The sequence below is a fragment of the Pseudomonas sp. 5Ae-yellow genome (assembly GCF_014077575.1).
GTDB classification, from domain to species: Bacteria; Pseudomonadota; Gammaproteobacteria; order Pseudomonadales; family Pseudomonadaceae; genus Halopseudomonas; species Halopseudomonas neustonica.
Window position 1 is genome coordinate 1 of the sequence record NZ_JACGWE010000133.1, and the last position, 614, is coordinate 614.

The 614-nt window shown below is 56.5% G+C and carries 1 protein-coding gene; it reads right to left on the minus strand.

What is annotated here, in order from left to right:
• Positions 1-28 precede the first annotated feature (28 nt).
• Positions 29-614, minus strand: a 586-nt coding sequence (locus tag H4J77_RS19595; RefSeq protein WP_182250139.1) for an IS30 family transposase, incomplete at its 5' end; no start/stop codon positions are given.

Consider the following 614-nt stretch of genomic DNA (forward strand, 5'->3'; position numbering starts at 1 on the left):
CGGCGGTCTCAGGGTCTAAGTGCAACACTCAGTTGATGGTCTGAAGGTTATTGCTCTGCGAGAGCTGAAGGTATTCAACAAGCACCTCCACCGGGAATTTCCAGCCTAAAGTCTGTCGTGGCCGAGTATTCAGCAAGTCTGCAATTTCATCAAGACGCTCCTGGCTGACGCCAGATAGGTCCGTGCCCTTTGGTAGATATTGGCGCAGCAAGCCGTTTGTGTTCTCGTTGCTGCCGCGCTGCCAAGGACTATGCGGGTCGGCAAAGTAAATCTTCATGCCTGTTTGCGCTGTGATATCGCTATGACGAGCCATCTCGCTGCCCTGGTCATGCGTCATGGTCTGCAATAATGACGGGGCCATGCGCGACATTTCGCGGGTGATTGCTTGGGCTGCGCATTCTGCTGTCGGCCGGTCCAGTTTGGCTAACACCACGAAGCGGCTTGTTCGCTCAACCATGGTCGCTACAGCAGACCGGTTACCGGCACCCATGATCAAGTCGCTTTCCCAGTGCCCTGGAACAAGGCGGTCTTCTACCTCAGGTGGGCGCAGGTGGATACTAAGGTCAGCTGGGTAGCGCTCACGCCGTCCAGCACTCACAGTGCGTAGGCGCCGT